Origin of the sequence: Streptomyces sp. NPDC088746 (assembly GCF_044751065.1) — a bacterium.
Lineage (GTDB): Bacteria > Actinomycetota > Actinomycetes > Streptomycetales > Streptomycetaceae > Streptomyces.
This window is the reverse complement of sequence record NZ_JBIVLA010000007.1, coordinates 148,682-175,478: the sequence shown is the minus strand read 5'-3', so window position 1 is coordinate 175,478 and position 26,797 is coordinate 148,682. Positions and strand designations below refer to the sequence as shown.

The 26,797-nt window shown below is 72.0% G+C and carries 28 protein-coding genes and 1 pseudogene; 14 read left to right on the top strand and 15 right to left on the bottom strand.

Going from position 1 to position 26,797, the window contains the following annotated elements:
• Window positions 1-5 precede the first annotated feature (5 nt).
• Complete coding sequence (locus tag ACIP63_RS28365; RefSeq protein WP_401521102.1) at window positions 6-770, bottom strand: SDR family NAD(P)-dependent oxidoreductase; 765 nt, start codon at window positions 768-770, stop codon at window positions 6-8.
• 181 nt (window positions 771-951) lie between these two features.
• Between ACIP63_RS28365 and ACIP63_RS28360 the strand changes: the two genes are divergently transcribed.
• Window positions 952-1,860 (top strand): zinc-binding alcohol dehydrogenase family protein, encoded by a 909-nt coding sequence (locus ACIP63_RS28360; protein WP_401521100.1) that lies wholly within the window; start codon window positions 952-954, stop codon window positions 1,858-1,860.
• 112 nt (window positions 1,861-1,972) lie between these two features.
• Here ACIP63_RS28360 and ACIP63_RS28355 read toward each other — a convergent pair whose 3' ends face one another.
• The 4 genes from ACIP63_RS28355 to ACIP63_RS28340 all read right to left on the bottom strand — a co-directional run bounded on the left by ACIP63_RS28355 (window position 1,973) and on the right by ACIP63_RS28340 (window position 5,070).
• On the bottom strand, window positions 1,973-2,281 hold the full coding sequence (locus ACIP63_RS28355) for an SCO5918 family protein (protein ID WP_362927427.1): 309 nt from the start codon (window positions 2,279-2,281) through the stop codon (window positions 1,973-1,975).
• A 64-nt stretch (window positions 2,282-2,345) separates the two neighbouring features.
• A complete protein-coding gene (locus ACIP63_RS28350; RefSeq protein ID WP_401521099.1) occupies window positions 2,346-3,917 on the bottom strand; it encodes a DEAD/DEAH box helicase in 1,572 nt (523 codons plus the stop codon).
• A 299-nt stretch (window positions 3,918-4,216) separates the two neighbouring features.
• Window positions 4,217-4,420, bottom strand: coding sequence for a cold-shock protein (locus ACIP63_RS28345; protein ID WP_031090619.1), 204 nt, complete (start codon window positions 4,418-4,420; stop codon window positions 4,217-4,219).
• Between the two features lie 305 nt (window positions 4,421-4,725).
• A complete protein-coding gene (locus tag ACIP63_RS28340; protein ID WP_401521097.1) occupies window positions 4,726-5,070 on the bottom strand; it encodes a MerR family transcriptional regulator in 345 nt (114 codons plus the stop codon).
• 330 nt (window positions 5,071-5,400) lie between these two features.
• On the opposite strand from ACIP63_RS28340, the gene ACIP63_RS28335 reads away from it, so the two are divergent.
• Together ACIP63_RS28335 and ACIP63_RS28330 are read left to right on the top strand one after the other, a co-directional pair.
• The gene (locus tag ACIP63_RS28335; protein WP_401521094.1) at window positions 5,401-5,991 is read left to right on the top strand and encodes a hypothetical protein; all 591 of its coding nucleotides are present in this window, start codon (window positions 5,401-5,403) and stop codon (window positions 5,989-5,991) included.
• A 151-nt stretch (window positions 5,992-6,142) separates the two neighbouring features.
• The gene (locus tag ACIP63_RS28330) at window positions 6,143-6,361 is read left to right on the top strand and encodes a hypothetical protein (protein ID WP_401521092.1); all 219 of its coding nucleotides are present in this window, start codon (window positions 6,143-6,145) and stop codon (window positions 6,359-6,361) included.
• Between the two features lie 27 nt (window positions 6,362-6,388).
• On the opposite strand, the gene ACIP63_RS28325 is transcribed toward ACIP63_RS28330, so the two are convergent.
• Genes ACIP63_RS28325 through ACIP63_RS28315 form a run of 3 tightly spaced genes read right to left on the bottom strand, consistent with a single transcriptional unit; the run spans window position 6,389 to window position 9,350 of the window.
• Window positions 6,389-6,790: a hypothetical protein gene (locus tag ACIP63_RS28325; protein WP_401521090.1), complete on the bottom strand. Its 402-nt coding sequence runs from the start codon at window positions 6,788-6,790 to the stop codon at window positions 6,389-6,391.
• Window positions 6,791-6,839: 49 nt separating this feature from the next.
• A complete protein-coding gene (locus tag ACIP63_RS28320; RefSeq protein WP_401521087.1) occupies window positions 6,840-8,555 on the bottom strand; it encodes a SpoIIE family protein phosphatase in 1,716 nt (571 codons plus the stop codon).
• Window positions 8,556-8,606: 51 nt separating this feature from the next.
• Window positions 8,607-9,350, bottom strand: coding sequence for an alpha/beta hydrolase (locus tag ACIP63_RS28315; protein WP_401521085.1), 744 nt, complete (start codon window positions 9,348-9,350; stop codon window positions 8,607-8,609).
• A gap of 156 nt (window positions 9,351-9,506) precedes the next feature.
• Between ACIP63_RS28315 and ACIP63_RS28310 the strand changes: the two genes are divergently transcribed.
• The 6 genes and pseudogenes from ACIP63_RS28310 to ACIP63_RS28285 all read left to right on the top strand — a co-directional run bounded on the left by ACIP63_RS28310 (window position 9,507) and on the right by ACIP63_RS28285 (window position 14,444).
• Window positions 9,507-9,992 carry a peroxiredoxin gene (locus ACIP63_RS28310; protein ID WP_401521082.1) on the top strand — a complete coding sequence of 162 codons (486 nt, stop codon included), beginning with the start codon at window positions 9,507-9,509 and terminating at the stop codon, window positions 9,990-9,992.
• A gap of 106 nt (window positions 9,993-10,098) precedes the next feature.
• The gene (locus ACIP63_RS28305) at window positions 10,099-10,620 is read left to right on the top strand and encodes a hypothetical protein (RefSeq protein ID WP_401521081.1); all 522 of its coding nucleotides are present in this window, start codon (window positions 10,099-10,101) and stop codon (window positions 10,618-10,620) included.
• Between the two features lie 112 nt (window positions 10,621-10,732).
• Window positions 10,733-12,172, top strand: coding sequence for a flotillin family protein (locus tag ACIP63_RS28300; RefSeq protein ID WP_401521078.1), 1,440 nt, complete (start codon window positions 10,733-10,735; stop codon window positions 12,170-12,172).
• A 151-nt stretch (window positions 12,173-12,323) separates the two neighbouring features.
• Window positions 12,324-12,554 (top strand): annotated as a pseudogene (locus ACIP63_RS28295) (hypothetical protein); the annotation flags it as partial.
• Window positions 12,555-12,723: 169 nt separating this feature from the next.
• Window positions 12,724-13,194, top strand: coding sequence for a cation:proton antiporter regulatory subunit (locus tag ACIP63_RS28290; protein ID WP_401521075.1), 471 nt, complete (start codon window positions 12,724-12,726; stop codon window positions 13,192-13,194).
• 2 nt (window positions 13,195-13,196) lie between these two features.
• Window positions 13,197-14,444, top strand: a complete 1,248-nt coding sequence (locus ACIP63_RS28285) for a cation:proton antiporter (RefSeq protein ID WP_401521073.1) — start codon at window positions 13,197-13,199, stop codon at window positions 14,442-14,444.
• A gap of 288 nt (window positions 14,445-14,732) precedes the next feature.
• On the opposite strand, the gene ACIP63_RS28280 is transcribed toward ACIP63_RS28285, so the two are convergent.
• Window positions 14,733-15,800 (bottom strand): PucR family transcriptional regulator, encoded by a 1,068-nt coding sequence (locus ACIP63_RS28280; protein WP_401521071.1) that lies wholly within the window; start codon window positions 15,798-15,800, stop codon window positions 14,733-14,735.
• 295 nt (window positions 15,801-16,095) lie between these two features.
• Here ACIP63_RS28280 and ACIP63_RS28275 point away from each other — a divergent pair, with 295 nt between their 5' ends.
• On the top strand, window positions 16,096-16,734 hold the full coding sequence (locus ACIP63_RS28275) for a hypothetical protein (RefSeq protein ID WP_401521068.1): 639 nt from the start codon (window positions 16,096-16,098) through the stop codon (window positions 16,732-16,734).
• A gap of 131 nt (window positions 16,735-16,865) precedes the next feature.
• Window positions 16,866-18,878: an NAD-binding protein gene (locus ACIP63_RS28270; protein WP_401521065.1), complete on the top strand. Its 2,013-nt coding sequence runs from the start codon at window positions 16,866-16,868 to the stop codon at window positions 18,876-18,878.
• An 11-nt stretch (window positions 18,879-18,889) separates the two neighbouring features.
• On the opposite strand, the gene trpS is transcribed toward ACIP63_RS28270, so the two are convergent.
• A complete protein-coding gene (gene trpS / locus ACIP63_RS28265; protein WP_401521643.1) occupies window positions 18,890-19,942 on the bottom strand; it encodes a tryptophan--tRNA ligase in 1,053 nt (350 codons plus the stop codon).
• Window positions 19,943-20,275: 333 nt separating this feature from the next.
• On the opposite strand from trpS, the gene ACIP63_RS28260 reads away from it, so the two are divergent.
• From ACIP63_RS28260 to ACIP63_RS28250, 3 genes are all read left to right on the top strand, one after another.
• Window positions 20,276-21,376 (top strand): LLM class flavin-dependent oxidoreductase, encoded by a 1,101-nt coding sequence (locus ACIP63_RS28260; protein WP_401521062.1) that lies wholly within the window; start codon window positions 20,276-20,278, stop codon window positions 21,374-21,376.
• Window positions 21,373-22,038 (top strand): FMN reductase, encoded by a 666-nt coding sequence (locus ACIP63_RS28255; protein WP_401521059.1) that lies wholly within the window; start codon window positions 21,373-21,375, stop codon window positions 22,036-22,038. The genes ACIP63_RS28260 and ACIP63_RS28255 overlap by 4 nt, the downstream gene beginning before the upstream one ends.
• A 93-nt stretch (window positions 22,039-22,131) precedes the next feature.
• Window positions 22,132-22,554 (top strand): universal stress protein, encoded by a 423-nt coding sequence (locus ACIP63_RS28250; RefSeq protein ID WP_104787263.1) that lies wholly within the window; start codon window positions 22,132-22,134, stop codon window positions 22,552-22,554.
• Window positions 22,555-22,625: 71 nt separating this feature from the next.
• Here ACIP63_RS28250 and ACIP63_RS28245 read toward each other — a convergent pair whose 3' ends face one another.
• The 5 genes from ACIP63_RS28245 to ACIP63_RS28225 all read right to left on the bottom strand — a co-directional run bounded on the left by ACIP63_RS28245 (window position 22,626) and on the right by ACIP63_RS28225 (window position 26,701).
• Window positions 22,626-22,997: a hypothetical protein gene (locus ACIP63_RS28245; RefSeq protein WP_401521056.1), complete on the bottom strand. Its 372-nt coding sequence runs from the start codon at window positions 22,995-22,997 to the stop codon at window positions 22,626-22,628.
• Between the two features lie 64 nt (window positions 22,998-23,061).
• Window positions 23,062-24,189 (bottom strand): MerR family DNA-binding transcriptional regulator, encoded by a 1,128-nt coding sequence (locus ACIP63_RS28240; RefSeq protein WP_401521053.1) that lies wholly within the window; start codon window positions 24,187-24,189, stop codon window positions 23,062-23,064.
• Window positions 24,190-24,301: 112 nt separating this feature from the next.
• A complete protein-coding gene (locus tag ACIP63_RS28235; protein ID WP_401521050.1) occupies window positions 24,302-25,159 on the bottom strand; it encodes an ABC transporter permease in 858 nt (285 codons plus the stop codon).
• The gene (locus ACIP63_RS28230) at window positions 25,156-26,127 is read right to left on the bottom strand and encodes an ATP-binding cassette domain-containing protein (RefSeq protein ID WP_401521048.1); all 972 of its coding nucleotides are present in this window, start codon (window positions 26,125-26,127) and stop codon (window positions 25,156-25,158) included. Before ACIP63_RS28230 ends, ACIP63_RS28235 begins: the two co-directional genes overlap by 4 nt.
• Before the next feature lie 151 nt (window positions 26,128-26,278).
• On the bottom strand, window positions 26,279-26,701 hold the full coding sequence (locus tag ACIP63_RS28225) for a hypothetical protein (RefSeq protein WP_401521045.1): 423 nt from the start codon (window positions 26,699-26,701) through the stop codon (window positions 26,279-26,281).
• Window positions 26,702-26,797: the final 96 nt, after the last annotated feature.

Genomic DNA, 26,797 nt, shown 5'->3' with positions numbered 1-26,797 from the left:
GCGGCTCACTGGTTGATGAAGCCGCCGTCCACCGGCATGACCGTGCCCGTGAGGAAGGGGCAGCGGTCGCTGAGCAACCAAGCCGCCGCGTTGGCGATCTCCTCCGGCTCGGCCGTACGCCCCTGCGGTGTACGGCTGTTGACCATCTCCTCCAGGCCGGGGTTGCGTCCGAACCAGTCGGCAGTGATCTCGCTGCGGGTCGTGCCGGGCGCCACCGCGTTGACCCTGATGCCCTGTTGGGCGTACTCGTCCGCGGCGGCCCTGGTGAGGCCGACGACAGCGTGCTTGGCCGCTATGTAGGGCGCGGCCGTCGGTATGGCCACCAGCCCGCCCACACTGCTGTTGTTCACGATGGAACAGCCCCTGGTGTTGGGCAACATGGCTGCGATCTCGTGACGGAGGCAGTTCCAGACGCCCCGCACATTGGTGTCCATGACCGCGTCGTAGACGTCATCTCCCATGAGATGGAGGGGAGTCCGGTCGCCGCCGAGCCCCGCGTTGTTGAAGGCCGAGTCCAGACGCCCGTAGGTGTCGACCGTGAAGCCGACGGCGCGGGCGGCGTCCGCAGCCACCGTGACATCGCAGACGACGTACGAGGCTTGGGCCCCCTTGTCCCTCAATTCGCCCACCAGCGAGGCCAGTCGGTCCTCCCGGCGCGCGGCCAGGACCACCGTCGCGCCCTCCTCGGAGAACACCCGTGCCGCCGCCGCACCGATACCGCTGCTCGCCCCGGTGATCAGGACGACTCTGTCGTGGAGAAGATCGCTCATGGCGGCAGTCTGGCAGGCGATCCGGACCCCGGCCATGGCCGTTCCCCTGAGCCTCACCCACGGTCCCCGGAGCCCGGCCATAACCGACTGAATGTCCTGTTTTCGTCTCCCCCTTCCCCGGAATCCGGCAGCGGGCCGCGGAGCCCCCGCCCGCCCGGAGGGCCCCGCGGTACTCTGCGGCATGCTCGCCATCCAGTTCGACCGCTTCGGTGGTCCTGACGTACTCCGCCCCGTGGAACTGGCCGCTCCCGTGCCCGGCCCCGGAGAGGTGCTCCTCACCGTCGAGGCCGCCGGGGTGAACTTCGCGGACACCCACCAGGTGGACGGCTCCTACCTCGCCGCCGACGCCCTGCCGTACGTCCCCGGCAGCGAGGTCGTGGGCCGCACCCAGGACGGCCGGCGGGTGCTGGCACGGGTCTCCCACGGGTACGCGGAGCAGGTGACCGCCAAGGAGTCCGGCATCGTGGAGATCCCCGAGGAGCTCGGCGCGGCCCAGGCACTGGCCCTCATGATGCAGGGCCTGACCGCCTGGCACCTGCTGCGGTCCGCGGCCCGGCTGCGCGGCGGCGAGACCGTCGTCGTGCACTCCGCGGCGGGCGGGGTCGGCAGCCTGGCCGTCCAGCTGGCCCAGGAATTCGGAGCGGGCCGGGTGCTGGCCCAGGCCTCCACGCCGGACAAGGAGCGGCTCGCCCTGGAGCTCGGGGCGGACGCGGTGATCACCTATCCCCTCGCGGAGAAGGCGGACATCGTCCTGGACGCCGTGGGCGGAGAGCTCTTCGACCGGGCCCTGGACTCCCTGGCGTCGTTCGGCCGACTGGTGACCTACGGCAACTCCGCCCGCGACGGCTTCACCCCCGTCGACCCCGGCCGGCTGGGGCGCCTCAACGCCTCCGTCGTCGGGTTCTGGCTGCGCCCCGCACTCGCCGCACCGGGCGGGGTCAGCGGCCCCCTGAAGGAGCTCTTCACCCTGGTCGCCGAGGGCCGCCTCAGGCCCGTGACCGGCGGCAGCTATCCGCTGGCCGAGGCCCGGCGCGCCCATGAGGACCTGCTCGCGCGCAGGACCACCGGAAAGCTGATCCTCACTCCCTGAACAGCCGGCTTCCGGGGCGGCCCGCGGCCTCCCCGGCTCCGTACCCCCGGACGCACCGCACCCCCGGGCCCGGAGGCCTCGGGGGTGCGGTGCGCGCGGGACGGGCGGAGGCTCAGACCTCGCCGGGCGTTCCGAGCATGGCGGACGCGTTCTCCAGCGGGGTGAGGGGCACCGCGGGGGCGGGCACCTCCGCCGGGCGGCAGGTGAAGCCGAGACGCGACAGCGCCCTGGTCACCTCGCCGGCGGAGAAGTCCCGGCGGTCCTGCCGGGTGATGATCTCGCCGACCTGCTTGACGGGGTAGACGCGGCGGTTGACCACCACCGCGTCACCCGTGACGGGCTCGGGCTTGACGCCCTTCATCGAGTCCTCGACCTCGTGCTTGAAGAGGTCGAAAGGGAAGCGGGCGATGACACAGCGCATGGTGCCTCAACAGGGTGGTCGTGGAGTGAGCCGGACAGGGTCGGCCGGGTTCCCGGCCGGGCGACTACGCGGCCTTGTTGGCCCGGCGCTGTGCCGACGCGGCACGCGCCTGCGGCGTCGGCGTGTTGGCGTTGGAGCGGCGCCCCTGGCCGGGACGCGCGCCCCGTCGGCCGCGGGGGCCGGAACCGCTGCCCTTGGCGCGCTCCGACACCGGTGAGGTGATCGTGACGGGCACACCCGACGGCGCCTGGGCTCCGGTGATGCGGTTGAGCTCGGCCTCGCCGGAGCGGACCTGGGCGATCTGCGGCGTGATGCCGGCGTCCACCATCAGCCGCGTCATCTCGCGGCGCTGGTTGGGCAGCACCAGCGTGACGACGCTGCCGGACTCACCGGCGCGCGCGGTACGGCCGCCGCGGTGCAGGTAGTCCTTGTGGTCGCTGGGCGGGTCCACGTTGACGACCAGGTCGAGGTTGTCGACGTGGATGCCGCGGGCGGCGACGTTCGTGGCGACCAGCACCGTGACGTGACCGGTCTTGAACCGGTCCAGGGTGCGGGTGCGCTGCGGCTGCGACTTGCCGCCGTGCAGCGCGGCCGCCCGCACACCGCTGTGCAGCAGGTGGTCGGTGAGCTTGTCCACCGCGTGCTTGGTGTCCAGGAACATGATCACCCGGCCCTCACGGGCGGCGATCTCGGTGGTCGTGGCGTACTTGTCGGCGCCCTGGACGTAGAGCACGTGGTGCTCCATCGTCGTCACCGCACCGGCCGCGGGGTCCACCGAGTGGACGACCGGGTCGTGCAGGTAGCGGCGGACCAGCAGGTCGACGTTGCGGTCCAGGGTGGCCGAGAACAGCATCCGCTGCCCCTCGGCGTTGACCTGGTCCAGCAGCTCGGTGACCTGGGGCATGAAGCCCATGTCGGCCATCTGGTCGGCCTCGTCGAGGACGGTGATGGCGACCCGGTCGAGCTTGCAGTCGCCGCGCTCGATGAGGTCCTTGAGGCGGCCCGGCGTGGCGACCACGACTTCGGCGCCGCCGCGCAGTGCGCTGGCCTGGCGGCCGATCGACATGCCGCCGACGACCGTGGCCAGCCGGAGCTTGAGGGAGCGGGCGTACGGGGTGAGCGCGTCGGTGACCTGCTGGGCCAGTTCCCGGGTGGGGACGAGGACCAGGGCCAGCGGACGGCGTGCGTCGGCGCGGTTGCCCGCGGTACGGGCCAGCAGGGCCAGGCCGAAGGCGAGCGTCTTGCCCGATCCGGTGCGGCCACGGCCGAGGACGTCACGTCCGGCGAGCGAGTTCGGCAGGGTGGCGCCCTGGATGGGGAACGGCACCGACATGCCCTCGGAAGCCAGCGCCGCCAGGAGGGGCGCGGGCATGTCCAGGTCCGCGAAGGACTCGGCCGCGGGGAGGGCCGGGGTGATGGTCACCGGCAGGGCGAACTCACCCGAGACGGAGGAGGAGCGGCGGCCGTAACCACCGGAGCGCTTCGGTCCGCCGGAGCGGCCCTGCGAACCCGGGGCGCCGCCCTGTCGGCCGGATGCCGTCCCGCGGAATCCGTTGGCGGTACGACTGCCGGCGGATCCACCGGAGCGCGTCCGTGAAAATCGGTCGTTCGTGCGAGCTGTACGTTCGCGGTTCAAAGAAGAACCCTTCCCTCGAATGGCACGTATCGAGGGATTCTTTCCGGGCGGCTGCAGCCAAGTACGGCGCCAAGAATCGCAAGAACGAGCCGATGAAATAATGAAAAACGAAGCCCGTCCGCCGGATGAACCAGCCGGATTCGGCACTCCATATGACTGCAGATACCCCCACGCCGCGCGTCGCGCCCACCGGGAATTACTCCACCGGTGCGGCGTCCTCGGCGACGGCCGGGAAAACACAACGAGCTGGGACCCGCACCCCAAGGTGCGGGCCCCAGCTGCGCCGTACGCCTGAGTGATCAGGCGGGGGTGATGTTCTCCGCCTGCGGGCCCTTCTGGCCCTGCGTGACGTCGAAGTTCACCTTCTGGCCTTCCTGCAGCTCGCGGAAGCCCTGGGCGGCGATGTTCGAGTAGTGGGCGAAGACGTCAGCGCCGCCACCCTCCTGCTCGATGAAGCCGAAACCCTTTTCCGCGTTGAACCACTTCACGGTGCCAGTAGCCATGTCATATCTCCTTCGGGGCGTTGCCCGTGGGCCCACACCGTGTGAGCCCTACGTCGCCGCAAATGATTGCCCCGACCGGAAGAAACCGGAAATACAAAAGCGCGCCCACCGGAGTGAAAACGGTGAGTGCACTTGAAGTTTTGGGAACCACAACTGCAACTGAGATCAACAGTAGCACGATTCGGGCACAAGCGAGCTGTACGCCATATCACTACGGCGTCGCTCCGCCGTGCACGGCATAAACCCTCACCGCTGATTGCGCGTATTTCTGTGCCGACCGAAACAGATATGCACCCGTGCGCCGGTCAGGAATCGCCGCCGCCCCGGCCGGGCGCGGGCCGCCGCAGTTCCTCGTTGAGACGCAGGGCCTCCTCGAGCTGATCCTCCAGGATGACGATGCGGCAGGCCGCGTCGATCGGCGTGCCGCCGTCCACCAGCTCCCGGGCCCTGGCAGCGATGCGCAGCTGGTAACGGGAGTAGCGCCGGTGGCCTCCCTCGGAGCGCAGCGGCGTGATCAGGCGGGCTTCGCCGATGGCCCTGAGGAAGCCGGGCGTCGCACCGATCATCTCCGCGGCCCGCCCCATCGTGTACGCGGGGTAGTCGTCGTCGTCGAGACGGTCCGTGGCATGCGACGGGGACTCCGGGGGCATCTGCACCTCTTCTGCTGCGCACCGGCCCGATGTGGCCTGACTGCACAAGAAACCCTAGGCGTACGGGTAGGTCATGTCTATTGCGGCCGGAACAGGTTTCGCCCGCCCCCGGCCCGTGCCCGCGCGCGGACGACGGCCGGGCGGTGCCCGGCGGAAGCCCTCGGTAGCCGCGTGACCACTCCAACAAGGCTGACCGGCCGGTCAGTTGTCGGCAGCCCGGCGAACGGTCATACTGCTCGCGTAGCCCTTCACGCATCCCCCGTCGTGAAGGGCTACTTCACGCGCGCCCGCCGGTGTCCGCGTGGCCCGCGCGACCCGGAGCACACCAGCATGAGCGGCACGGACCCGACCACGGCCACGACGGTGGCCCGCACGGTCACGGACGTCCTGCAACCCCGCAACGTGCTGCTCGTCGGCATGCTCGCCATCGGGCTGGCCTCCGCCGGCGACTGGACCGGGCTGCCCTGGGGCTTCCTCGGCGCCCTCTGCGCCGGACTCGTCCCCGCCGGCTACATCGAGTGGGAGCGCGGGCGCGGGACCTGGGGCGACCGCCATGTCGTGGACCGGACGCAGCGAGCGCCCATCTTCCTGGTGATCCTCGGCTCCATCGGCGCCGGAGCGCTGATCATGGTGCTGGGCCACGCTCCCCTCGGCATCCTGATCGCGATGATCTCCCTATGGGTCATGACGACGGTGCTCCTGGCGGTCAACACGCTCTGGAAGATCTCCGTGGACTCGGCGGTCGCGTCGGCCGTGGTGGCCCTGCTCAGCGTCACGCACTCCCTGTGGTGGCTGTGCGCGGGCGCGGCGGCCCTCGCCGTGTGCTGGTCGCGGGTGGCGCTGCGCTACCACTCGGTGGCCCAGACGATGGCCGGGGCGGCCGCGGGCGCGGCGACGGCGGCCGGCTTCCTCTTCGCCTGACCCCGGCCCCGCCTCATCCCGCCTCGTCCCGCCCGGGCCCCCGGCCCCGCCCGAACCCCGCTCCCGCCCGGCCTCCCCGATTGCGGAGCCGGCCGGGAGCCGGTTACGTGGACGGAGGGGCCGCGCAGCGATGTCACCGGGAGGCACGCAGATGCCCAGGAAACCCGCGAACTCCAAGGTCGGACTGCTCCTGAGCCTGGGCAGCAGCGCGATCGCCGTCGTCCGCACCGTCAAGCGGATGCGCCGGGCGAGAGGCAACCAGGACAAGCTGACCGCCGCGAACACCGTGGCCGGGCTGCTCCCCCTGGTCACGTCCGCCCTGATCGTCCTGCGTCGGCTGCGCGGACACTCCCGGCAGCACTCCGGCTGAACCGGCGCCGCCACCAGGACCTCCCGCTCAGACCGCCGCGGCCCGTATCCGTCCCCGCAGCCTCTCCAGCACCCGGGCCCTCAGCAGCTCGTACTCCTCGCGGAGCCGCACGATCTCGGCCGGACGCTCGACGGCCACGCCTGCGGACACCAGCTCGTGCGGGGCGAACTGCTCCCGCGTCAGGTCGATCTCGATCCCCATGCCCAGCCGGTTCCACCAGTGGTAATCGACGCGGACACCGTCGACCCGCACCTCTCCCCGGATCAGCTCGCCGCCCAGCAGGTCGTTGATCACCAGGGCGGTGACGCCGCACTGGTCGCGGGCCGGGTTCCCCGGGTCCCACTGCGCCCGGTGCGCGGGCGTGGTGGTGTCCGCGTCCCAACTGCTGCGGACGGCGGCTTCGATGTCGGTGAGCAGCAGAGGTTCCATGCCGTGAATCCTCGCACCCGCCACTGACAACGCTCCCGTACGCGGTCGTTCAGTAGCCCCGGCTCCGCGAGACGAGCACCGCGATGTCGTCCTCGGCCCCCTCGGCGAAGCGGTCGGCGACCTCCCCCAGCAGGTCCTGGAGCCGTCCGCTCACCGGCATGGTGAGCCGTGTGAGCCGCTCGATCGAGACGTCGATGTCCTCGCCCCGGCGTTCCACCAGGCCGTCGGTGTACATGAACAGCACCGTCCCGGGGGCGCACGGCAGCACCGCTGTCCGGTATCCGCCGAAGCCCGTACCCAGGGGTGGCCCCACGGGCATGTGCGCCACCCGCGCCCCGGACGCCCCCGGGTCGATGAACACCGGCGGCGGATGTCCCGCGCTGGCCACCTCGCAGACCCCCTTCTTCCGGTCGACGACCGCGATCAGGCAGGTCGCCGCCCGGTCGAGGCCGGAGTGTTCCACAGCCTTGTCGAGCCGCTCGAGAATGCGGTGCGGCGGCTGGTCGTCCTCGGCCATGATGCGCAGCATCGAGCGGTAGTTGCTCATGGCGACGGCCGCCTCCACCCCATGCCCCATCACATCGCCCATCACCTTGAGATGCCGTCCCCCCTGCAACGGAATGGCGTCGAACCAGTCCCCGCCGACCAGGACCCCCGCGCCCGCGGGAAGGTAGAGGGACGCGACCTCGATGCCGGGGTTCGGCACGCGCGGCTCGGAGAGCAGGGAGCGCTGGAGCTCCCGGGCGACGCGGTGCTCGTGCGTGTAGCGGTACGCGTGGTCCACGTCGACGGCGGCGCGGCCCGCGAGCGTACGGGCGACGACCACGTCCAGGCCCTCCGTGAAGGGAGGGGAGTCCCCGGCCCGCAGCAGGCTGAGTGCGCCCAGCGGGCGCCCGCGCGCGGTGAGCGGCACGACGACGGCCGAGTGCAGCCCGACGGCACGGTAGGCGGCGACCCGTTCGGGGGTGGGCGCCGAGCGGCTGAGCTGCTCGTCGCCGTACAGGTTCTCGATCACCGGCCGGTCGTCGGCCAGGCAGCGGGGCACGGCCGCGTCCTCCTGGTAGTCGATGTCCGCGCCGGGCCCGCCGAACTGGGAGACCGAGTCGGCGAGGTCCGGGACCGTGGCCACCCCCGCCCTCCGCAGCCGCAGCACTCCGGCCGGCGGCTCACGCCGGGGGCGCCCGTCGTCCTCCGGAATCATCTCGACGACGGCGACGTCGGCCATCGCCGGCACCACGAACTCCGCGAGCTCCTGGCAGGTGGTCTCCACGTCCAGCGTCGTACCGATGCTGACGGCCGCGTTGTCCAGGAGCCTCAGATAACTCCTGGCCCGCCGGAGCTCCTCCCGCTGGTTCTCGGTGGCGGTGACCTCCTGGGCGATCCCGATCAGTCCGCGCACCCGTCCGTCCTGCTCGAACCGGTGAAGGGCCACCCTCCAGTACCTCCGCGCGATGACGGAGTCCACCCAGGTCTGCCCGCTGGTGGTGATCTCGCGGGGCCTGCCGTCGGCCAGCACCTGGCGCATGACGTCCGTCCGGACGTTCATGTCCGGCAGCACCTCGGCGACGGGCCTGCCCAGATGGGCGGCGGCCGGCACCCCGTTGAGCCGTTCGAGTGCGGGATTCACGTACACATAGCGGAGCTCCGTGTCGAAGACCGCCACCCCTGCCGGGCTGCTGCCGATCAGCGCGGCCAGCGCCGCCACGTCGGAGGGCGGCGGATCGGCGTGCTCTTCGGCCTGCAACGGAGCCTCCGGAGGGATCATGCCGGGCGGGTGGAGCGCGCGGCCCTTACGGGCCACCGGGCACCCGGACCCTCATCGTCCGCCGCCCCGCACCGCCCCGCATCTCCGCGGGGCCGGGCGGCCGGCGTCGAGTCCGTCCAGCGACAGGGTCCCTTCGGAGGCCGCGGCACCCCGCGGCAGTCCGAACGCCGCCTCGACCCGTTTCGGCACCGGTGCGAGGCCCAGCAGCCCGGTCACCAGAAGGCCCGCCAGGTGGTGCCAGGCCGGAGCCCGGCGGATCATCGCGTGGTCGCTGCCCGGGATCGTCACCAGACAGGTCCGGGCGCCCGCCCGGCGCGCCCTGGCCGTGAGCGACTGGGACGCCAGCGGGCTCGTCACCCGGTCCCGCGTGCTGTGCAGCAGGACGACGTCGCGCCCCGCGAGCTGCGTCACCGGGTCGCCGGGCGGGCACCACGGCGCGAGCCCCACCACGGAACGCACCAGCGGGTGCCCGGCGGCGTGGAGGGCGGCGCGGGCTCCCATGGAGTGGCCGAGAAGGACCACGGGGATGTCGCCCGCCTCGCGCCGCAGGGCGTCCAGCACCCGTAAGGCGTCGTGCAGCGGGTCCTCGCGGGAGCCGTTCCAGCCCCGGTGCGTGTAACGGACGCGCTGCACGCGCACACCGGGGTCCCCGCGCACCGCGCGGGCCACCGCGCGCGAGACCGGCAGCATCCGCAGACCGGGCAGGTTCAGGGCGCCGGGTGCCGGCGCGGCCATGCCCGTCCCGTAGCCGCCGTGGAGAACGAGCACCGCTGCCGACGGCGGTCTTCCGGCCACGCGTACCTCCAGATCGGGGTCGCGGGCCGACGCCCGCACACCCCATGTTCGGTGCCGGAGGGCCGACGGATGGGTCGAACGTGTCGATGCGTGGAAAGTGCCGTTCACTGGGGGACGCACGGACTCTTCCCGTACGCGACCCAAGGAGCCGCCGACATGGCGTCAGGACCTCAAATCGGCCAGCCCGCACCGGACTTCACTCTGCCCGGAGGCATACTCACCGAAGGCGCCTTCACGCGGCGCGACTACACGCTCTCCTCCGCGCGCGGGCGGGCCGTCGTCCTCGCCTTCTACCCGGGTGACAACACGGCCGTCTGCACCAAGCAGCTCTGCTCCTACTCCTCGGGCCTCGAGACCTTCGAGAACCTCGACGCCGAGGTCTGGGGAATCAGTCCACAGGGTGTGGACAGCCATGAGTCCTTCGCCCGCGGCCACGACCTGCGCATGCCCCTGCTGGCCGACACGGGGCGGGAGACCGCCCGGGCCTACGGCGTCGCCGCACCCGGCATCGGTGTACGCCGTTCCGTCTTCCTGATCGGTCCGGACGGCGTGGTGCGGTGGAAGCACGTCGCCCTGCTCGGTGCCACCTTCCAGTCGCTCGACACGCTCGCCCAGCAGCTTTCCGGCATCGGAACCCGGTAAAAAGTGCCGGACTCCGGCAGTGACGACATCGCGTCCTCCGTGGGACCATTCAGTCGGTTCGACGGAGGCGCTTCGGGGGACAGCGAACAATCGGGGGAGTGATCACGTGACCGTTTTCCTCGGTCTCGGCATGGCGGGGATCGCACTTCTCGTCCTCTCCCTGATCTTCGACGGGATCCTCGAAGGGCTCCTCGGCGACGCTCTGGGCGGGCTGTTGAACGGCTTCTTCGACGGTCTGCTCTCCCTGCCCGTCATCGCCGGCTTCCTGTCCATGCTCGGCTTCGGGGGAGCGATCGTCCTCGGCACCACCGGGGCCGGAATCCCCCTCGCCCTCACGGCCGGCGCGGCGGCGGGCGTCGTCGCGGCCTGGCTGACGTGGAAGTTCAGCCAGGCCCTGATGCGGGATCAGACCACGGCCACGCCACGCGGGGACGACCTCGTCGGCACCTCGGGCTCGGTGGTCACTCCGATCCCGGCCGACGGTTACGGCGAGGTCCTGCTCCGGCTCGCGGGCCAGACCGTGAAGTTCTCCGCGAAGAGCGCCGTCCCGGTCGAACGCGGCGCCGAGGTCTGGGTGGAGGCCACGCTGTCGACCACCTCGGTCACGGTCCGCCCCGTCGAGCGCTGACCAGCACAGAGTCCGACCAGCACAAAGTCACACGCCTGTCCGAAACCCGTACAGCCGAACAGACTGCCGTCCCGCCGGGAACTCCGTGGGGAGGGCAAGGGGGACACCTCTCATGAGCCCAGTAGTCATCGCCGTCATCGGCATCGTCGTGCTTCTCGTACTCCTGGCCCTCGCCGTGATCACCAGATACAAGGTCGCGGGCCCCAGCCAGGCCTTCATCATCACGGGGCGCCGCGGCAAGAAGTCCACCGACCCGGTGACCGGCCGCACCAGCATCGACAACAGCGGCCAGAAGGTCGTCGTGGGCGGCGGCGTCTTCGTCGTGCCCTTCGTCCAGCAGAAGTTCACCCTGGACCTCTCCAGCCGCCACATCCCCGTCGCCGTACGCGGCGCCGTCACCCTGCGGGGTGTGAAGTCCAACCTCGAGGGCGTCGCGATCGTCAAGGTCGGCGGGAGCGAGGACGCGATCCGCGCCGCGGCCCAGCGCTTCCTCCAGCAGCAGAACGGCATCGTCGGCTTCACCCAGGAAGTGCTCTCCGGGGCCCTCCGCGCCATCGTGGGCCGCATGTCGGTCGAGGACATCATCCGTGACCGCGCCGCGTTCGCCGGGCAGGTCGCCGAGGAGGCCGAGGCCAGTCTCTCCGGCCAGGGCCTCATCCTGGACGCCTTCCAGATCCAGGACATCACCACCGAGGGTTCCTACCTGGAGGACCTCGGCCGTCCGGAGGCCGCCCGCGCCAAGCAGGAGGCGGACATCGCCGAGGCCATCGCCCGGCGGGCCTCCGAGCAGGCCCGGCTGAAGGCGGCGGAGGAGATCGCCATCGCCGAGCGGACGTTCTACCTCAAGCAGGCCGAGATCAAGGCGGAGACCGAGGCCGCGGCGGCCAAGGCCAACGCCGCGGGCCCGCTCGCCGAGGCCGCCCGCCAGCAGGAGGTCCTCAGCGAGCAGGAGAAGGTCGCCGAGCGCCAGGCCGCCCTGACGGACCGTGAGCTCGACACCAAGGTCCGCAAGCCCGCCGACGCCGCCCGCTACCAGGCGGAGCAGGAGGCGGAGGCCCGCCGCATCGCCCAGGTCAAGGAGGCCGAGGCCGACGCGGAGCGCTCCCGCCTCACCGGTCAGGGCGAGAAGCTCCACCGCTCCGCCCTCGCCGACGCCGTGCGCATCGAGGGTGAGTCCGAGGCCGCCGCCATCGCCGCGAGGGGTGCCGCCGAGGCCGAGGCCATGCAGAAGAAGGCCGACGCCTTCAAGCAGTACGGCGACGCGGCCGTCCTGCAGATGCTGGTCGAGGTGCTCCCCCAGGTCGTCGCCAAGGCGTCCGAGCCGCTGAGCGCCATCGACAAGCTGACGGTCATCTCGACGGACGGCGCGAGCCAGCTGTCCCGCACGGTGACCGACAACGTCGCCCAGGGCCTGGAGCTCCTCACCTCCACCACGGGCGTCGACCTGGCCGCGCTGCTGCGGAACCTTCAGGGCAAGGCGGGCGGCACGGAGTCCGTACCGGCGGTCCCGGCCCCCGCCGCCGGCGGCGAGAAGATCGAGGTCAAGGACTGACTCGGTCTCTCCTGTGCCCGGCCGGTGACCGCTACCGGCCGGGCACATCCACGTCCACGCCCGCCCCGACCGCCTGTGCGGCGGCCACCCTCTCCCGCCAGGGAGTGTGGGCGTACGGATCGTGACCCTCCGCCGAGGCCGGCTGGGCGGCCCGGGCCTGGCCCCAGGCCGCCCGCACGGCCTCCCGCCGACACGGCCCAGCTTGTGTACGAGCCTGTGCCGTCGTGATCTGCGGCTCCACACGCTTCATGGCCGGCTCGCTGACGAGGTGCTCGTAGTCGGCGACCACACCGGAGACAGCAGCCGAGCCGAAATCGCCTACGCCCGGTCGCTGGGCAAGCCCGTGCAGTTCACGCACCCCGAAGTCGGCCCTGGCGACTGACCGCCCGCTGCCACTTCGGCAACCAGAGTCGGCAGTCCGGCCTGACCGTCGTGCGGCGGCCTCGGCTGCCGCCCACCCCTGGCGGAACCTCGCTCCGGTTAGGGTAATGGGCAGATAAAAAGCTGATCAAAAGCGCGCCCTGCCGCCGCGCGCCCCTCGGGAGGAAGCCATGGGAAGCCACCGCACATCGCTGCCGGGAGTCGGCGTCCAGTACGACTACACCACCGAGTCGGGGCAGCACGTCTCCGTCGTCGTGCACAACGACGGGCGGCGGTTCCTGGGGTTCTACGAGAAGGACGACCCTGATTCGTGCGTGCTCTCCGTACCCCTGACCACCACCGAGGCCACCGCGCTCGCGCACCTCATCGACGCGGCGCCGATCGATGCCGTGCGGACCGAGGGGATCGACCTGGTCACCGAGCACATTCCGCTCGGGACCCGCTCCCCGTACGGCGGGCGGCTGCTCGGGGACACCCGGGCGCGGACGCGGACCGGGGCCTCGATCGTGGCCGTGCTGCGTACGCACAGCGCGCATCCGTCGCCCGGGCCGGACTTCCGGCTGGCCATCGGGGACACGCTCGTCGTCGTAGGAACGCGTGAGGGCGTCGACACGCTCTCCGAGATCATTGCGGAGGGCTGACCGTGCACGACACGACCGCACTGCTGGTGGAGCTGGGCTCCGTCATCCTGGGGCTCGGCATCATCGGGAGATTCGCCGGGCGGATAGGTCTCTCACCGATCCCGCTCTACCTGCTGGCCGGGCTCGCGTTCGGCGAGGGCGGGCTGCTGCCGCTCGGCGCCAGCGAGGAGTTCACCGCCATCGGGGCGGAGATCGGCGTCATCCTGCTGCTGCTCCTGCTCGGACTGGAGTACAGCGCATCGGAGCTCGTCACCAGCCTCAAGACGCAGTACCCGTCCGGGGCCGTCGACCTCGTGCTCAACGCGACGCCCGGCGCGGCAGCCGGTCTGATGCTCGGGTGGGGCCCGGTGGGGGCCGTCGCGCTGGCCGGGGTCACCTGGATCTCGTCCTCGGGCGTGATCGCCAAGGTGATGACCGACATGGGGCGGCTCGGTAACCGCGAGACGCCCGTCATCCTCGGTGTCCTCGTCATCGAGGACCTCGCCATGGCCGTCTACCTGCCGCTGCTCACCGCGATGCTGGCCGGTGTCGGTCTGGCCGGCGGCAGCATCGCCCTGCTGATCGCACTCGGGACCGTCGGCTTCGTGCTCTACCTCGCGCTGCGCCACGGCCGGCTCATCAGCCGCGCGGTTTCCTCCGACAACCCGGAGATGCTGCTGCTCGTCGTCCTCGGGCTCACCGTCCTGGTGGCCGGCATCGCCCAGCAGCTCCAGGTGTCCGCGGCCGTCGGCGCCTTCCTCGTGGGCATCGCCCTGTCCGGCGAGGTCGCCGAGGGTGCGCGCAAGCTGCTGACGCCGCTGCGGGACCTGTTCGCCGCCGTCTTCTTCGTCTTCTTCGGGCTCTCCACCGACCCGGCGGAGATCCCGCCCGTGCTGCTCCCGGCGGCCCTGCTGGCGGTCGTCACGGTCTTCACGAAGATCGGCACCGGCTGGTACGCGTCCCGTCGGGCCGGCATCGGGCCCCGGGGCCGCTGGCGTGCGGGCGGCACGCTCGTCGCGCGCGGCGAGTTCTCGATCGTCATCGCCGGTCTGGCCGTGGCCACGGAGCCGCGGATCGGGCCGATCGCGACCGCGTACGTGCTGATCCTGGTGATCGTCGGGCCGCTCACCGCCCGGTGGACGGAGCCGGTCGCCTCGAAGCTCCAGGCCGCTCTGGCCGGGAGGCGGAAGAAGCCGGACGTGGTGTCCGACCAGCCGATGCCGTCGCACGACGACCTCACGCCGGAGCACGCGGGGCGCGACTCCGACTGACGGTGCTCGGAGCGGGGTGACCGCGTGGAGGATGCCGACGAGCGTCACCGTCGCGTTGAGCGACGACAGCGCCGAGGCCGCCGTCCCCTCCGTCGCGGTCACCGCCGCGAGGGCCGGATGCGCGGAGGCCGGGGGCCGGAGTCCGGCCGGGGCTTCGGGGTCGAGCAGCGCCGCCACCCGGCGCGGCACGGGACCCTTCGGCGAGAAACCGCCAAGGCGGGGAGCACGGCGGGCCCCGGCGGGGCGGTGCGAGAACAGCGCGTGGCCGGGTGGTGCCGGCCGGGCCCGTCAGAGCTCATGCGCGGGCCAGTCCAGCAGCCGGGCGCCGATCACCGCGGTCTGCAGCGTGTAGCGGTGCGTCGGGTCGGAGGGGTCGGAGCCGGTCAGCTGGTGTATCCGCTCCAGCCGGTACGTCAGCGCGCGCACGCTCAGCGACAGCCGGCGGGCCGTCTCGGCGGCGACACAGCCCGCGTCGAAGTACACGGAGAGCGTGCGCAGCAGGGGCTCCGCGCCTCCCCGGGCCTCCTTGAGCGGGCCGAGCTCGCTCCGCACCAGGTCGGCCATCGCCTGCCGGTCCCTGGTCAGCACCGGGTAGACCAGCAGGTCGGCGGCGTACAGCACGGGGTCGTCGAGGCCCATCCGCTGAGCCAGATCGAGGGCGTCGAGCGCCTCGTCGTACGAGTGGACCACTCCGCCGGGGCCCCGGTGCGGGCGGCCGACCGCGACCTGGCCGCCGTCCGTCGCGGCATGGGCCTGCTTCGCGAAGTACCGCAGGACGTCGGGCTGGCTGCCGGGGGCTATGCAGACGAGGCGCCCGTCCTTCGTGGTGAGCAGGATCTTCCGGCCGTCGAAGCGGGCGAGCAGGGCCGCCTCCACGCTGCGGGGCACCGCGTCGGACTCGGTGTAGGCCTCCGGGCCCGCCGCCACCGCGACGGCGTGGGCCCGCGAGAGCCGCAGCCCGAACCGGGTGGCGCGCTCCGCGAGCCGGCCCAGGTCGCTGCGCCCGTACAGCAGGTCGTCGATGAACTCCCGCCGCGCCGCTTCCTCCAGCCGCACCGTGATGCGCTGCGCCCGCTCGAACCCCTCCGCGAACGCGTCGACCGTCTGCTCCACGGCACCCAGCACGGCGTCGGTGACGACCGGACGCTGCGTGGTGAGCGGCCAGGCGGCGCGGGTCTCCGAGAGATGGAGCCGCACCAGGGCACGCAGCTGATGCCCGGCCTCCGCGGCCTCACGGCCGAGCGTGCGCCGCGTCTCCAGCTCGTCCCGGGTGAGCCGGCGGCCGGTGTCCGCGACCTCGGCCAGGATCCGGGCATAGCCCTCCAGGAACCGTTCGGGGATCTCGGGCTCCGCCACTTGCGCACTCCTCCACACATCGCCGGCATCGTCATCCCGTCAACGCACGGAGGCCGGTGCCGGTGCCCGGCAGACCGGTCCCGTAAAGGCTGCCGGATTCCGGCAATGCGCCCGGACCGGCCCGGATGACACGATCCGTTCAGCAACACACGGGGGAAGCACGGGGGTTACGGGGGATCACGGGGGAAGAAGCCGGTTGCTGCGAGGCCGTTCGCGGTGTCGCAGCGCCGGTCCCCCGTCCCACCCGACGCCGCCCGGTCCCCCGGACCGCACGGCGTCGCAGGGGGTGGGCCGGATGACCGAATTCTTCTCCGCAGCAGTCACGTTCCCAGCCGTCGTCTTCGGCGGCGCCCTGGTGGTCGTCGTCTGCTTCTGGCTGCTGGTGCTGGTCGGAGCGGCGGGACACGACTCCTTCGACACCGACCTCGACACCGAGGCGGTCGGCTTCGGCGGGGTGCCCGTCTCCGTGTCGGTGTCGCTGTTCATCGCCGTTTCCTGGTTCTCCGGCCTGGTCGGTTCGATCCTCGTCCTCCGCAGCGGAGCCACCGGCACCCTGCGCGCCGTGATGCACCTCGCCGTCCTGGCGGGGGCGCTCCTGATCGCCTGGGGCGTGGTCCGCGTGCTCGTACGCCGCCTCCGCCGGTTCTTCCCCGCGGAACCTCCTCCGCCCCGGGAGGACTTCGTGGGCCGGGTCTGCACGATCCGCACGGGTTCCGTCAGCGCCGGCTTCGGTCGGGCCGAGGTCGCCGCCGCGGACGGCTCGACCGCGATCGTGCAGGTGCGGCAGCCGCTGAGGCCGTCCGCGCCGGGTGAGGTGTTCACCTCCGGCAGCACGGGCCTCCTCCACGCGTACGACGCCGACGGTGAGTTCTTCTGGGTCTCGCCGTACAACGCGTCGCCCGCCCCGGGCCCGCTGCCGCGCAAGGCCGGCTGACCCGCCTTCCTCCCTTCGGTCCGCGGGTCCGTGGGTCCGCGCGCCGTGGGCCCCCGCCGGCCGGACGCGGGCCCACGCCCCCGTCACGCGATGATCACCGACACGCCCGACCGAACCGGAGGGAGCAAGGCATGCTGGGTCATGTGTCCTCACTTCCGCAACAGCCCCAACGCCCCCCGAGCAGCGGCCACATGGTGGTCTGCGGGGACGACACCCTCGGCCGCCGACTCGCCGTGGAGCTGCGCTACGTGTACGGGGAGCGGGTCACGCTCCTCCTCCCGCCGGGCCGGGAGCCCGTCCGACCGGACGTGCCTCTGACCCAACGGGCCCGTGCCGGCGCCCTGTTCGGGCGGATGTCGGCGGCGATGAACCGCAACGGGGCGGGCGGGGCGAACGGGAGCGGTGACACGAACGCCGGGGTCGAGGCCGTCCGCATCATGGAGGCGCACGAGCCCTCCGACGACGTGCTGGAGGAGGCCGGCGTCGACCGGGCGGCCGCGCTCGCACTCGTCTACGACGACGACGAGCTCAACATCCGCGCCGCCCTGACGGCCCGCCGGCTCAATCCGCGCCTGCGCCTCGTCATCCGGCTCTACAACCGCAAGCTGGGCCAGCACCTGGAGACGCTGCTCGACCAGGCGGCCGCCGTCTCCATGCCCGGACTCGACCCGGCCGCCCTGGACGCCTCCACCACCGTCCTGTCCGACGCCGACACCGCGGCCCCCGCCCTGGCGGCCACCGCGCTGACCGGCAGCAGCAAGGTCATCCAGGCCGAGGGCCTGCTCCTGCGCGCCGTGGAGCGCACCCCGCCCCGCCCGGGCGAGCTCGCCGACCCCGGGCTGTGCACGCTGGCGCTCCTCTCCTCCACCAGCCAGGACCCGGCGGGCAGCGAGGGCTCCGACAGCAGTGGCGAGGACGGCCCTCAGCTCCTGCCCGACCTGGCGACGGTGAACGCCGCCACGGGCCGGGGCACGGTCGTCCTGGAGGCCATCAGCCAGGCGGGGCCCGACCGGGCGCCCGCCCGCATGGGAGGCAGGGGCGCGCCGCTCGGCCAGGTCTTCTCCCGGCGGCTGCGCTGGTCGGCGCTGGGCGTGGCGGCGGCCGTCGTCGGCCTGGCCGTCGCCTCGGTGATCACCACGGGCGAGAGCCCGCTGCACGCCGCCTATCTGACCCTGCTCGACCTGCTGGCGATGGGCGACCCCGCGGTCGAGGACACCGACTCGGACTCCCGCCAGGTCATCCAGCTGCTCTCCGGCATGGCCGGGCTCCTGCTGCTTCCCCTGCTGGTCGCCGCCGTCCTGGAGGCGTTCGGCACGCTGCGCACCGCGTCCTCCCTGCGCCGCCCCCCGCGCGGTCTGTCCGGCCATGTGGTCCTGCTGGGGCTCGGCAAGATCGGCACGAGGGTCCTGGTGCGCCTCCGCGAGCTGGACATACCCGTGGTGGTCGTCGAGGAGGACCCGGAGGCGCGGGGCATCCCGCTGGCCCGCAGCCTGCACGTCCCGACGGTGCTCGGCGACGTGACCCAGGAGGGCGTCCTGGAGGCGGCCAAGATCCGCCGGGCCCGCGCGCTGCTCGCCCTGACCAGCGTCGACACGACGAACCTCGAAGCCGCGCTGTACGCCCGCTCGGTGAAGCCGGGCCTGCGCGTGGCGCTGCGCCTGTACGACGACGAGTTCGCCACCGCCGTCTACCGCACCCTGCGCACGGCCCACCCGGGGGCCCTGACCCGCTCCCGCTCGGTGTCGCACCTTGCCGCGCCGTCGTTCGCGGTCGCCATGATGGGCCGGCAGATCCTGGGGGCGGTCCCGGTGGAGCGCAAGGTCATGCTCTTCGCCGCCCTGGAGGTGGCGGGCAACCCCCATCTGGAGGGCCGCACCGTCGACCAGGCGTTCCGGGCCGGCGCCTGGCGGGTCCTGGCGCTGGACGCAACCCCGCCGGCCGACCGGCTCCCGGACCTGGCGGCCGTACCGCCGTACGACCCCCTCGACCCGCCGGGCCCGGGGGGCCCGGACCGGCCCTCCGGCCTGGTCTGGGACCTGCACCCGGGCTATGTGCTGCGGCCGGAGGACCGGGTCGTGATCGCCGCGACCCGGCGCGGTCTGGCCGAGATGCTGCGCGGGCAGCGCTCGGCGAGCCGCCGCTGAGAGGAGAGGCGCTAGCGGAACATCCCCATCGCGTCCCGCACCTCCTGGAGGGTCTCCTCGGCCACGGCGTTCGCCCGCTCGTTGCCGGCGCGCAGCACGTCCCGCACGTATCCCATGTCCTGGGCGTACTCCGCCCGGCGGGCGCGGATCGGGGCCATGCGGGCGTTGACGGCCTCCGTCACGGTCCGTTTGAGGCCCGCCGCGCCGCCGTTCCCGATCTCCTCGGCGACCTCGTGCGGGTCGCGGTCGAGGCAGAGCGCGGCCAGCAGCACCAGGCTCGACACCCCGGGCCGGAGCCCGGGGTCGTAGGTGATGTGCCGGTCGGCGTCGGTGGTGGCGCCCTTGATCAGCCGGGCGGTCTCGTCGGCGTCGGCACCCAGGGCGATGGAGTTGCCCCTGCTCTTGCTCATCTTGGTGGCGTCGGTGCCGAGCAGCAGGGGCGCGGCGGAGAGCAGTGCGTCGGGTTCGGGGAAGACATGTCCGTACCGCTCGTTGAAGCGGCGGGCGACGGTGCGGGTGATCTCCAGGTGCGGCAGCTGGTCCATGCCGACGGGGACGACGTCGCCCTTGCAGAACAGGATGTCGGCGGCCTGGTGCACCGGGTAGGTGTACATGAGGCCGCTGACGGCGGACTGCCTGGAGTGCGCGATCTCGTCCTTCACGGTGGGGTTGCGCCCGAGTTCCGCGACGGAGACGAGGGACAGGAACGGCAGCAGCAGCTGGTTGAGGGCGGGGACCGCGCTGTGGTTGAAGACCGTGGCGCGGGCGGGGTCGATCCCGATGGCGAGGTAGTCCAGGAGCAGCCCCTCCACGTGCTCGGTGAGCCGTTCGGCGACGTCCCGGTCGGTGAGGACCTGGTAGTCGGCGATGAGCACGAACACCTCCACGCCCAGGTCCTGGAGGCGCACCCGGTTGTGGAGGGTGCCGAAGTAGTGCCCGAGGTGCAGGGCTCCGGTGGGCCGGTCGCCCGTGAGGACGCGGAAGCGGCCGGGGTCCCCGGCGAGCTGCTGTTCCAGCTCGGCGCTGCGGCGCACGGCGGGGCTGACGGCAAGGTCGGTGGTCATGGTCACGGGGGGCTCCTCGCTGGTGGTCTGCGCGTGGAGGACGGCCCGTCACGGGGCACCGGGGCAGCGAGAAGGGCCGTCCGAAGATCGAACGGCCCTGGTTCCGTGTTGAGAAGGTGGCCGCTCCTAGGAGGAGCGCCACCAGTTCCGGCACGGTACGGAGGTCATGGGCCGAGTGTAGCGCGCACCGGCCCCCGCAGCGCGGAGCGTTTTCCCGCCTGTCGGGCGTCCCGGAGAGGGCTGGAATAGAGGGAGGGGGCGCCCCGTTGTAGGGTGTGTTCACATAGTTCAAGGTTCAACAACTTCCGCTCAACACCTTTGGAGGCGGGCGCCATGCAGTTCGGGATCTTCACCGTCGGGGATGTCACCACCGACCCCACGACCGGTACGACGCCGAGCGAGAACGAGCGGATCAAGGCGACCCTCGCGATCGCGCTCAAGGCCGAGGAAGTGGGCCTGGACGTCTTCGCGACCGGCGAGCACCACAACCCGCCGTTCGTCCCGTCCTCCCCGACGACCACGCTCGGCTACATCGCCGCCCGCACGGAGAAGCTGATCCTCTCCACCTCGACCACCCTGATCACCACCAACGACCCGGTGAAGATCGCCGAGGACTACGCCACGCTCCAGCACCTGGCCGACGGCCGCGTCGACCTGATGATGGGCCGGGGCAACACCGGGCCGGTCTACCCCTGGTTCGGCAAGGACATCCGTCAGGGCATCCCGCTCGCGATCGAGAACTACGCGCTGCTACACAAGCTGTGGCGCGAGGACGTCGTCGACTGGGAGGGGAAGTTCCGCACCCCGCTGCAGTCCTTCACCGCGACCCCGCGCCCCCTGGACGGCGTCCCGCCGTTCGTCTGGCACGGCTCGATCCGCTCCCCCGAGATCGCCGAGCAGGCCGCGTACTACGGCGACGGCTTCTTCCACAACAACATCTTCTGGCCCATGGAACACACCAGGAAGATGGTCGACCTCTACCGGCGCCGTTACGCCCACTACGGGCACGGCACCGCCGAGCAGGCGATCGTGGGCCTCGGCGGCCAGGTCTTCATGCGGAAGAACTCGCAGGACGCGGTCCGGGAGTTCCGCCCGTACTTCGACAACGCGCCGGTCTACGGGCACGGGCCCTCCCTGGAGGACTTCACCCAGCAGACCCCGCTGACCGTCGGCTCCCCGCAGGAGGTCATCGAGCGGACCCTCTCCTTCCGTGAGGACGTCGGTGACTACCAGCGCCAGCTCTTCCTGATGGACCACGCGGGTCTGCCGCTGAAGACGGTCCTGGAGCAGCTCGACATCCTGGGCGAGGAGGTCGTGCCCGTGCTGCGCGAGGAGTTCGCCCGCCTGCGCCCGGCCGGAGTGCCGGACGCCCCCGTCCACCCCGCCGTCACCGCCGCCCGCGCCGCCGCAGGGAACCCGAAGGAGCTCCGATGACCGTGCCCGCCACCGCCCCCCTGAGGATCGTCGCCGTCGCGGCAGGGCTCAGCAGCCCCTCCTCCACCCGGCTGCTGGCCGACCGGCTCGCCGAGGCCGCGCGTGAGCGGCTCGCGTCGGACCAGGACCGCCGCGTCGAGGTCCAGGTCGTCGAGCTGCGCGACCTCGCCGTGGACATCGCCAACCACCTGGTCACCGGCTTCCCGCCGGCCGCCCTGAAGAGGGCGATCGACGCGGTGACCGGCGCGGACGGGCTGATCGCCGTGACGCCTGTCTTCACCGCCTCGTACAGCGGGCTGTTCAAGTCCTTCTTCGACCTGATCGAGCACACCGCGCTGACGGGCAAGCCCGTCGTCATCGCGGCGACCGGCGGAACGCCCCGGCACTCGCTGGTCCTGGAGCACGCGCTGCGCCCGCTCTTCGCCTATCTGCGGGCGGTCGTCCTGCCGACCTCCGTGTACGCGGCGTCGGAGGACTGGGGATCGAACGGCGACGAGTACACCGAGGGGCTGCCCTCCCGGATCCGGCGCGCGGGAGGCGAGCTCGCGTCCGCCGTCACCGGGAGGACCGTCTCCGGTGCCTCGCGGGCCCTCACCCTCGACGACGGCGAGGACGCGGTCGTCCCGTTCGAGGAGCAGCTCGCCGGCCTGCGGGTCGGCTGAACCCCGGCATCGGGGGCACTCCGGCCCCCGATGTCCAGCTTGACTACAGTTGGCGCCTGTATGCCGTAAATGGTGAGAACAATGGAGGCAGACATGGGCAGGATCGTCGTGGGCGTGGACGGATCGGACGCCTCGATCAAGGCACTTCGCTGGGCCGTGCGTCAGGCCGAGCTGACCGGCGACACCGTCGAGGCGGTCAACAGCTGGGAGTACCCCGCGACCAGCTGGGCGTCCATGATGCCGGGCATGCCCGAGGACTTCGACCCGCAGGAGGCGGCGACCGTGGCGCTCACCGAGGCGCTGGAGGAGGCCCTCGGTGCGGAGGGGGCGGCGGCCGTCGAGAAGATCGTCGTGATCGGCAACCCCGCCCAGACCCTGCTGGACCGCGCCAGGGGAGCGAACCTGCTGGTCGTGGGCGCCCGTGGCTACACCGGCTTCAAGGCGACGCTGCTCGGCTCGGTCAGCCTCCACGTCACCCAGCACGCCGACTGCCCGGTCACCGTCGTCCGCGACTGATCCGGCAGCACGTCTCCGCACGCCGACGGGCGGGCCTCCGGTACGCCGGAGGCCCGCCCTCACGGGTCACGTCAGCCCTGAGCGTTGATGTGGCTGATCACCTTGTCGAACTCGTTCGTGGGCGAGAAGTCCACGAATTCGCAGTTCTCCAGCGCCTCGGGCACGTGGCCGGGCGGCCAGTAGAACGCCTGGCCCTCCTCGTAGACGTCGTACGCCTCGGGGCCCGCGCCGGTCCGCAGCCTCAGCCGGCCCTTCAGGAGGTAGCCCCAGTGCGGGCAAGGGCACATGTCGTCGGGGAGGCCCTTGAGCGCCGGGCCCATGTCAGCACCCTTGACCAGCCGGATCAGGGCGACGCTCAGGTCACCGCCGATCTCCGTCCTGCGCAGCTCCGCCTCGTCGGTCCGGATCGCGACGGGCGTCTCGTTCCATGTCGTCGCCGTCATGGCTCCTCCAGAGCCGGTCTCCGTCCCCCTTCCAGTGTGGGCCCGGCCCCGGCGGGACGCGATGTCAGAGGGCGACGACGTCGGCCACGACGCAGGACACGTTGTCCGGGGCGCCCGCGTCACCGGCCAGGGCGACCAGAGCACGCACGGCCGCGTCCGGGGCGTCCGCCGCGACGACCGTGCGGGTCACCTCCGCCTCGTCGACGACCGCCGACAGCCCGTCCGAGCAGAGCAGATAGCGGTCGCCCGGCAACGTGTCGTGCAGCCGGACATCGGGGCGGGCCTGCGCCTGCGGACCGCCGGCCAGGGCCCTGAGCAGCATCGCGCGCTGCGGGTGCGAGGCGGCCTCCTCCTCCGTCAGTGAGCCGTCGTCAATCATCGACTGCACCAGGGTGTGGTCGTGCGTGATCCGGAACAGTTCGCCGCCACGGAGCACATAGGCCCGCGAGTCCCCGATGTGCACCAGCCCCAGCCGCTCGCCCGTCCACACCAGGGCCGTGAGCGTGGTCCCGGACTCCTCCGGCGCGCCGTCACCGCCCACCGCGTCGTGGACCGCCCGCGCGGAGGACTCCGCCGCCTCGTGCAGGGCGCTGAGCAGATCCGCCGCGTCCACCGCACCGCGCGCGGCCGGCTTCAGCGCGTCGACGGCCGCCGCGCTCGCGCCGGCGCCGCTCACCCCGAAGCCGTCGGCCACGGCGAGCAGGCGTGCCCCGGCGTACGCCGTGTCCTGCTGGGAGGTGCGCACCGCGCCCGGGTGGGTGAGTGCCGCATAGCGGATCCCGAGGGTGGCCGGCCCCCGGCCGGTCCTGTTGCCGTTCGACATTCCGGCGTTCTCCTTCGCTGACAGATGGTCGACGAGGAAGGCCGCGAGCTCCCTGCGGGCGGCCGTCTCGGCCTCCACCCGCGCCCAGTAGGCGCGGATCTCCGCCGCGGCCGCGCCGTCGTCGAGCGCCACCACCTCGGAGATCCGGGCGAGCGGCATCCCGATCCTGCGCAGCCACGCCACCAGCCGTGCCGGCTCCGCCTGCGCCCGGTCGTAGTACCGGTAGCCGTTCACCGGATCGACCAGGGCGGGGCGGAGCAGCCCCAGCTCGTCGTAGCGGCGCAGGGCCTTCGCCGAGAGCCTGGACAGCCGGGCGAACTCCCCGATCGTCACCAGCCCGGCACGCCCGTCCGCGCCTTCGTGTTCCACCACGGCCTCCTCGCGCCGGGCGGACGCGCCCGGCCACGCCGATGCTGGGGCTTCCCCCGCCGGGAAGGTCAACCTCCGGTCGGCCGCCTTCACTTCCGGTTGTACAGCCACATCACTTCCGGTTGTACAGCCGCATCGTCACCGCACCGAAGACCACCACGAACAGCGCCGACCAGCCCAGCGACCAGGCGATGTCCGTCGCGGGCCAGTTGCCCGCCATCAACTCCCTTACGGCGGCGGCCAGATGCGTCACCGGGCTGTTGTTCACGAACGCCTGAAGCCAGCCGGGCATGGTCCTGGGGTCGACGAAGACGTTGCTCAGGAACGTCAGGGGGAAGATCACCATCATGCTGACGCCCATCACCGACTTCTCGGTGCGCAGCATCAGGCCGAACATCGTCCAGATCCAGGAGAAGGCGAAGGAGAACACCAGCAGGAGCGCGACGCCCGCCAGCACCCCCAGGAGCCCGCCGTCCGGCCGGTAGCCGATGACGATGCCGACGACGAGCATCACGGCCGAGGCCAGGAGGTAGCGCACGACGTCGCCGAGCAGGTAGCCGACCATGGGCGCCGGCCGCCAGATCGGCAGGGTGCGGAAGCGGTCGAACACACCCTTCGCGATGTCGGTGTTGACCGCGACACCCGTGTACATCGTGATCATCACGACGCTCATGACGAGGATCCCGGGCAGCAGGAACTGGATGTAGCCCTCGGTGGAGCCGGCCAGCGCCCCGCCGAAGAGATAGGTGAACATCAGCACCATCATGATCGGGAAGACCGTCACGTCGAACAGCTGCTCGGGCACATGCTTGATCTTCAGCATGGCCCGCCATCCGAAGGTCAGCGACGCCGACAGCGCGCTGGGCCGTTGCGGCCGCTCCTGGCCGACCAGCAGGGAGGCCAGGCTCTTCGCGTCCGGTGCGGTGAGTTCGGCGTCGTCGCGTTCGGCCGTGGTGGGCGCGGTGCTCATGCCGCCACCCCCTTCTTGTCCGTGAGCGCGAGGAAGACCTCGTCGAGGCTGGGCTGTCCCAGCGAGAAGTTGTCCACGTGGATGCCGCACCGGGCCAGCTCCGCCAGCGCCCGCGCGGCCTGTTCGGCCGCCCCCTTGTCGGTGCCGTGGCCCCCGACCGTGGCGGTCAGCGCCACCGGGTCGTGGTCGAGCTGCACCGTCGCCTCGAGCGCGACCGCCAGCACCCGCTCGGCCTCGGGGCGCTGCCCCGGATCGCGCAGCCGCAGATGGACGGACCCCGCGCCGACCGACGCCTTGAGCTCACCCTTCGTCCCCTCCGCGATCACCTTGCCGTGGTCGATCACGGCGATACGGGAGGCCAGGTGGTCGGCCTCGTCGAGGTACTGGGTGGTCAGCATGACCGTCGTGCCCTGCGCGACGACGGCCCGCACGATGTCCCACACCTGGTTACGGCTGCGCGGGTCGAGGCCGGTCGTCGGCTCGTCGAGGAAGAGCAGGTCCGGTGTGTTCAGGATGGACGCGGCGATGTCGATCCGGCGCCGCATCCCGCCGGAGTAGTTCTTCACCTGCTTGCCCGCCGCCTCGCTCAGCCCGAAGGCCTCCAGCAGCTGCGCCGCCCGGGTCCTGGCGGCGGGCCTGGAGTGGCCGAGGAGCCTGGCCAGCAGCACCAGGTTCTCCGTACCGGTCAGGTCCTCGTCGACCGAGGCGTACTGGCCGGTGAGGCTGACCCGGCCGCGGACCGTGTCGGCGTCCTTCACGACGTCGTGCCCGAAGACCCGCGCCTGGCCCGCGTCCGGGCGCAGCAGGGTCGCCAGCATCCTGACGGTGGTGGTCTTCCCCGCCCCGTTGGGGCCCAGCACTCCGTAGACGGTGCCCGAGGGCACGGCGAGATCGACGCCGTCCACCGCACGGTTGTCACCGAAGACCTTCACCAGCCCCGTGGTCTCGATGGCCAGTTCAGTACTCATGGTCCCTTCCCTGTCGGCTCTGTCGAGGGCGGATACGGGCCAACGATGGCACGGCGCACGCCGGTGGCGGGGCGGATCGGACGGAATGGGACGGGCGCGGTGGCCGGATCGGATCCGGCCACCGCGCCCGTTCTCCGGAAGGACGGCCGGGTCACTCCTCGCGCGTGTAGTAGGCGTAGAACATCGTGCAGAACGTGCCCGCGGCTATCACCAGCCCGATGAAGCCCGACATCAGCACGCTCTTGCCGTTCAGGCTGGAGAGAAAGCCGACCGCGCCCCCGGCCAGCACACCGAAGGCGGCCGCCCGCAGCTCACGCGGCAAGGCCCAGCGGACCCGCGCGAATGCGAAGCAGAGCGCGGCGAAGACCACCCCGGAGACGACTCCGAGCCAGATCTGCCCGGCGGTGGTCGCTCCACCGTCCCGATTGATGAAGAAGGCCCAGAAGCCGAGGATCACGCCCAGTGCGAGGGGCACCGCCCAGGCGAGCGCGGTGCGCCGGTGCTCCTGCCGGGCGGGGGCGGGGGCACGGACCCGCGTCCGTCGGTGCCCCTGCATCGTCGCGTGTGTGGCCATGGCGCACAGCTCCTTCCGTCGCCCCCGTCCCTGTGTTCCTCCAGCGCACACCCGGCCGGGCCGCCCGGCAACTCGGATGGCCTACGGCCCGGAGCG

What these genes read in the sequence shown, in the direction of transcription:
- ACIP63_RS28365 (WP_401521102.1), bottom strand. Translation starts at nt 770, where the DNA reads ATGAGCGATCTTCTCCACGACAGAGTCGTCCTGATCACCGGGGCGAGC.
- ACIP63_RS28300 (WP_401521078.1), top strand. Translation starts at nt 10,733, where the DNA reads ATGAGCCCAGTAGTCATCGCCGTCATCGGCATCGTCGTGCTTCTCGTA.
- ACIP63_RS28340 (WP_401521097.1), bottom strand. Translation starts at nt 5,070, where the DNA reads ATGCCCCCGGAGTCCCCGTCGCATGCCACGGACCGTCTCGACGACGAC.
- ACIP63_RS28325 (WP_401521090.1), bottom strand. Translation starts at nt 6,790, where the DNA reads ATGGAACCTCTGCTGCTCACCGACATCGAAGCCGCCGTCCGCAGCAGT.
- ACIP63_RS28355 (WP_362927427.1), bottom strand. Translation starts at nt 2,281, where the DNA reads ATGCGCTGTGTCATCGCCCGCTTCCCTTTCGACCTCTTCAAGCACGAG.
- ACIP63_RS28245 (WP_401521056.1), bottom strand. Translation starts at nt 22,997, where the DNA reads ATGACGGCGACGACATGGAACGAGACGCCCGTCGCGATCCGGACCGAC.
- trpS (WP_401521643.1), bottom strand. Translation starts at nt 19,942, where the DNA reads ATGACCACCGACCTTGCCGTCAGCCCCGCCGTGCGCCGCAGCGCCGAG.
- ACIP63_RS28225 (WP_401521045.1), bottom strand. Translation starts at nt 26,701, where the DNA reads ATGGCCACACACGCGACGATGCAGGGGCACCGACGGACGCGGGTCCGT.
- ACIP63_RS28250 (WP_104787263.1), top strand. Translation starts at nt 22,132, where the DNA reads ATGGGCAGGATCGTCGTGGGCGTGGACGGATCGGACGCCTCGATCAAG.
- ACIP63_RS28360 (WP_401521100.1), top strand. Translation starts at nt 952, where the DNA reads ATGCTCGCCATCCAGTTCGACCGCTTCGGTGGTCCTGACGTACTCCGC.
- ACIP63_RS28255 (WP_401521059.1), top strand. Translation starts at nt 21,373, where the DNA reads ATGACCGTGCCCGCCACCGCCCCCCTGAGGATCGTCGCCGTCGCGGCA.
- ACIP63_RS28270 (WP_401521065.1), top strand. Translation starts at nt 16,866, where the DNA reads ATGCTGGGTCATGTGTCCTCACTTCCGCAACAGCCCCAACGCCCCCCG.
- ACIP63_RS28335 (WP_401521094.1), top strand. Translation starts at nt 5,401, where the DNA reads ATGAGCGGCACGGACCCGACCACGGCCACGACGGTGGCCCGCACGGTC.
- ACIP63_RS28320 (WP_401521087.1), bottom strand. Translation starts at nt 8,555, where the DNA reads ATGATCCCTCCGGAGGCTCCGTTGCAGGCCGAAGAGCACGCCGATCCG.
- ACIP63_RS28330 (WP_401521092.1), top strand. Translation starts at nt 6,143, where the DNA reads ATGCCCAGGAAACCCGCGAACTCCAAGGTCGGACTGCTCCTGAGCCTG.
- ACIP63_RS28275 (WP_401521068.1), top strand. Translation starts at nt 16,096, where the DNA reads ATGACCGAATTCTTCTCCGCAGCAGTCACGTTCCCAGCCGTCGTCTTC.
- ACIP63_RS28235 (WP_401521050.1), bottom strand. Translation starts at nt 25,159, where the DNA reads ATGAGCACCGCGCCCACCACGGCCGAACGCGACGACGCCGAACTCACC.
- ACIP63_RS28310 (WP_401521082.1), top strand. Translation starts at nt 9,507, where the DNA reads ATGGCGTCAGGACCTCAAATCGGCCAGCCCGCACCGGACTTCACTCTG.
- ACIP63_RS28290 (WP_401521075.1), top strand. Translation starts at nt 12,724, where the DNA reads ATGGGAAGCCACCGCACATCGCTGCCGGGAGTCGGCGTCCAGTACGAC.
- ACIP63_RS28260 (WP_401521062.1), top strand. Translation starts at nt 20,276, where the DNA reads ATGCAGTTCGGGATCTTCACCGTCGGGGATGTCACCACCGACCCCACG.
- ACIP63_RS28345 (WP_031090619.1), bottom strand. Translation starts at nt 4,420, where the DNA reads ATGGCTACTGGCACCGTGAAGTGGTTCAACGCGGAAAAGGGTTTCGGC.
- ACIP63_RS28230 (WP_401521048.1), bottom strand. Translation starts at nt 26,127, where the DNA reads ATGAGTACTGAACTGGCCATCGAGACCACGGGGCTGGTGAAGGTCTTC.